The sequence below is a fragment of the Agrococcus sp. HG114 genome, from assembly GCF_024723325.1.
Taxonomy (GTDB): Bacteria; Actinomycetota; Actinomycetes; order Actinomycetales; family Microbacteriaceae; genus Agrococcus.
This window is the reverse complement of sequence record NZ_JANQCH010000167.1, coordinates 1-4,302: the sequence shown is the minus strand read 5'-3', so window position 1 is coordinate 4,302 and position 4,302 is coordinate 1. Positions and strand designations below refer to the sequence as shown.

Here is a 4,302-nt window from a genome sequence, read left to right as displayed (position 1 = left end):
GTCGAGCGCGAGCGCACGCCGTGGCAGCGGCTCGTCGCGAGCGTCGTCGGGGAGGAGTCCGCCGCGCGCGACCGCGCGCGCGAGCTCGGGGGCCGAGTGCGGCGGGCGGTCGAGCCGGTGCTCGAGCCGATCACGGGCTTCGGCTGGGCGGTGCTCGTGGGCACCGCGCTCGCCCTCGTGGCCGGGATCGCGCTCGGTTGGAAGGAGCTCATCGTCATGGGCATCGCGGGCGCGGTGCTGCTGCTCGCGGCCGTCGCCTTCATCGTCGGCCGCAACCGCTACCGCATCGAGCTCGACCTCGCCTACACGCGCGTCGTCGTGGGCGAGCGCGCCCTCGGGCGCATCGAGATCCACGCCGCGTCGACGAAGCCGCTGCTGCCCGCGACGATCGAGGTGCCCGTCGGCAAGGCGCTCGCGTCGTTCCACCTGCCGCGCATGCAGCCGGGCGACGTGCACGAGGACGTCTTCGCGATCCCCACGAGCCGGCGCACGATCCTGCAGGTCGGCCCCGTGCGCTCCGTGCGCGGCGACCCCGTGGGCCTCCTCAAGCGGCAGGTCAAGTGGACCGACCCCGTCGAGCTGTTCGTGCACCCCAAGACCGTGCAGCTCGACGAGACCGCGCCGGGCCTCATCCGCGACCTCGAGGGCATCACGACGCGCGACCTCACGAACAGCGACATCGCGTTCCACGCGCTGCGGGACTACGTCGCGGGCGACGACCGCCGCTACATCCACTGGAAGTCGTCGGCGCGCACGGGCCAGCTCATGGTCCGGCAGTTCGAGCAGACGCGCCGCAGCGTGCTCGCGCTCGGGCTCTCGACCGCGCCCGACGACTACGCCGACCCGGCCGAGTTCGAGACCGCGATCTCGGTCCTCGGCTCGCTCGGGCTGCAGGCGATCCGCGACGAGATGGACGTCGTGGTGCAGACGTCGCGGCAGACGGTGCCCGCCACGACCGGCAAGCGGCTGCTCGACGCGCTCTCGGGCGTCGAGTGGTCGCCCCGCGACGACCGCTTCCTCGACCTCGCCGCGACGGTCGCGCGCGCGCACGCCGGCGCATCCGTCGTCATGCTGCACGCGGGCGCGAACGTCGACCCGGCGCTCGTGCGCCGCGCGCGCACGCTGCTCCCGACCCAGGCGCGGGTCATCGTCTTCACGGTCGTGCGCGGGGCGAAGCCGAAGCTCCAGCCGATCGGCGACGTCGCGCTCGCGACCCTCGGCTCGGTGAGCGACCTGCCGCGCGTCATGCGGGGGGTGGCGCTGCAGTGAGCGAGGAGCGGATGCTCCCGCGGCCGCTGCCGCGGGCCGCGGTCGACTGCGCGGCGATCCTCGTCGTGCTGCTCGCGGCGACGCTCGCGTTCGGCCCCGTCTTCGGCGGCACCCGGTACCTCGTCGCCGGCATCGGCGGCAGCCTGCTCGGGATCGCGGTCGGCGTCGTCACGTCGCTGCGCCCGCTGCGCGGGTGGCTCATGACGGCCGCGGGCTTCGTGCTCGCGCTCGTCGTCTTCGGGCCGGCGCTCGCCGTGCCGCGGCAGACGATCGGCGGCGTCGTGCCGACGCTCGAGGGCTGGCGGGAGCTGCTGCTCGGCGTCGTCTTCTCCTGGAAGGGCCTCCTCACCGCGGAGCCGCCGGCCGAGGGCTTCCCGAGCCTGCTCGTCGTGCCGTTCCTCACCACGCTGCTGTGCGGGACCGTCGCGACCGTGCTCGCCCTGCGGCTCGAGCGGGGCGCGCCCTTCGCGATGGTGCCGCCCGTCGTCGCGCTCGTCGTCGGCATCGCATTCGGCACGAAGATCGCCTTCTGGCCGACGGCGCTCGGCGCGGTCGTCGCGGGCGTGGTGCTCGCGTGGTCGGCGTGGCGCCGCGCCACGTGGCGCACGAGCCTGGGCGACGAGGTCGAGGTCACGAACGACAGCCGGTTCCGCGTGCGCGCGCGCAAGCATCGCGCGCGGGGGGCGATCGCGATGATCGCCGCCGCGATGGCGGTCGCCGCGCTCGTCAGCATCCCGATCCAGCCGCAGAGCCGCGCGGTGCTGCGCGACACCGTCGAGCCCCCGATCGAGCTCGCCGAGCACCCGAGCCCGCTCGCGGGGTTCCGCACGTGGCACAAGCACTTCGAGGACGAGACGCTGCTGACGGTGAGCGGGATGCCCGCGGGCTCCCGGCTGCGGCTCGCGACCTTCGACTACTACGACGGCACCGTGTTCGCGGTGGCCGGCTCGCAGCAGGTGAGCGGGTCCGGCTCGTTCGCCCGCATCGGCGACGAGGTGCTCGTGCAGCAGTCGGGCGACCCGGCGACCGTGCGGGTCGAGGTGGGCGGCTACAGCGGCATCTGGGTGCCCGACGTCGGCTACATGCAGTCGCTCGCCTTCGAGGGCCCGCGCGCGGCCGACCTGCAGGGCTCGCTCCACTACAACGGCCAGACCGGCACGGCGATCGCGCTCGACGGCCTCGCGCAGGGCGACGCGTACGAGCTGCAGGCGATCGTGCCCGCTCAGCCGGATCACGAGGAGCTCGACGGCGTGCCCATCACCCGCGTGCAGGTGCCCGAGCCGGCCGTCGTCCCGGACCTGCTGCAGGCGTGGGTGTCGGAGCACGGCGCGAGCGGCCAGAGCAGCTTCGAGAACCTCGAGGCGATGCTCCAGCGCCTGCAGAACGGCAGCTTCAGCCACGGGCTCGAGGACGACACGATCCCGTCGCTCGCGGGCCACGGCGCGGTGCGCATCCAGGACATGTTCGACCAGGAGGTGCTCGTCGGCGACGACGAGCAGTACGCGACCGCGTTCGCGCTCGCGCTCTCGCGCATCAACGTGCCCGCGCGCGTCGTCATGGGCCTGTACCCCGACGACGGCTTCCCCGGGGGCGCGGAGCCGGTCGAGGTGACCGGCGGCGACATGCACGCGTGGGTCGAGGTGCCGTTCGAGGGGCTCGGCTGGGTGCGGTTCGACCCCACCCCGCCCGAGGACAACGACCAGATCCAGCCGGAGCCGGAGCCGAAGCCCGAGCCGAAGCCGCAGGTGCTGCAGCCGCCGCAGCCGCCCGAGGAGCCCGCCGAGATGTCGCCCGACACCGTGGCGGACGAGGGGCAGGAGGAGGACGACGAGGAGCCCGCCGACACGTCGTGGCTCGTCTGGCTGTGGGTCGCCGGCGGTGCGCTGCTCGTGCTGCTCCTGCTGCTGCTGCCGTTCCTCGTCGTCGGCGCGCTCAAGGCCGCGCGCCGCAAGCGGCGCCGCCGGGCAGCGCGCGAGAGCGACCGGCTCGCCGGCGGCTGGCACGAGGTCGTCGACGAGGCGGTCGACCTGGGCCTGGCCGTGCCGGCCGGCGTGACGCGGCGCGAGGTCGCCCGCGCCGTCGCGGCTCGCTACCCTCGCTCGAGGGCGACCGACATCGGCGAGTTCGTCGACGAGGGCGTGTTCGGCCCCGGCGAGCCCGATCCGGCGGAGGTCGACGCGTTCTGGCTCGACGTCGAGCGGAGCGTCCAGGGCATGCGCTCGGAGGCCACGCGCCGAGAGCGCGTGCTGGGCATGCTGTCGATGCGGTCGTTCGCGAGACGGCGGCAGGAGCGGAGGCGACGGTGATCTGGGAGATCGACGAGGGGCGCAGGGCCGTCGAGGGGCTCGACGAGTCGGGACGCCCCGACCCGGAGTACGCGGCGGCGCTCGGGCTGCGGCCCGCCCCGCTCGGCCGGCGCGCGCTCGCCTCGGCCATTGAGCTCACCCTCTACGCCCTCCTGCAGCTGCCCTACTGGCTCGTCGCGCTGCCGTCGCTGCTGAGCGTGGCGACCGGGGCGCTGCAGCCCTACGGACTCGTCAACCACCCGGGCTTCGCGTGGATGGTGGTCGCGACCGCCGCATCCGCGGTGCTCACCACCGCCTTCGTGGTCGTGCAGATCGTGCTGCACGGCCGACGGGGCGTCACGCTCGGCAAGGCGCTCACGGGCATCCGCTCGATCCACGTCGCGACCCTCGCGCGACCGGGGATCGCGCGGGCGCTCGGCCGCGCGCTGCTGCTCGGCGCGAGCTTCCTCGTGCCGGTCGTGGGACCGGCGCTGCTGTTCTCCTCGGCGCTCTTCGACAGCGAGCGGCGCGGCAGGAGCTGGCTCGACAAGGCCGCCGGCACGTGGTTCGTCGACGTGCGCGCCGGGCTCGACCCGTACCACGAGAAGAGGATGCGCATCGCGCGGAAGACGGTGCAGGCCGCGCCCGAGGCCGAGCGGGCGCCGCTGCCGTCGCTCGCGACGCCGGCCGACCGCGCGGGGCTCGCATACCGCCCGGGCGCCCGGACGAGCTCGGGCGTCATCGGCGC

Annotated in this window: 3 protein-coding genes; all 3 read left to right on the top strand. The window is 74.6% G+C overall.

Annotated elements, in window-relative coordinates; all coding sequences use genetic code 11:
• On the top strand, positions 1-1,269 hold a 1,269-nt coding region (locus NWP09_RS12035), incomplete at its 5' end, for a DUF58 domain-containing protein (protein WP_258275742.1).
• Positions 1,266-3,575 (top strand): transglutaminase domain-containing protein, encoded by a 2,310-nt coding sequence (locus tag NWP09_RS12030; RefSeq protein ID WP_258275741.1) that lies wholly within the window; start codon positions 1,266-1,268, stop codon positions 3,573-3,575. The genes NWP09_RS12035 and NWP09_RS12030, both read left to right, overlap by 4 nt.
• On the top strand, positions 3,572-4,302 hold a 731-nt coding region (locus tag NWP09_RS12025; RefSeq protein WP_258275740.1), incomplete at its 3' end, for an RDD family protein. The genes NWP09_RS12030 and NWP09_RS12025, both read left to right, overlap by 4 nt.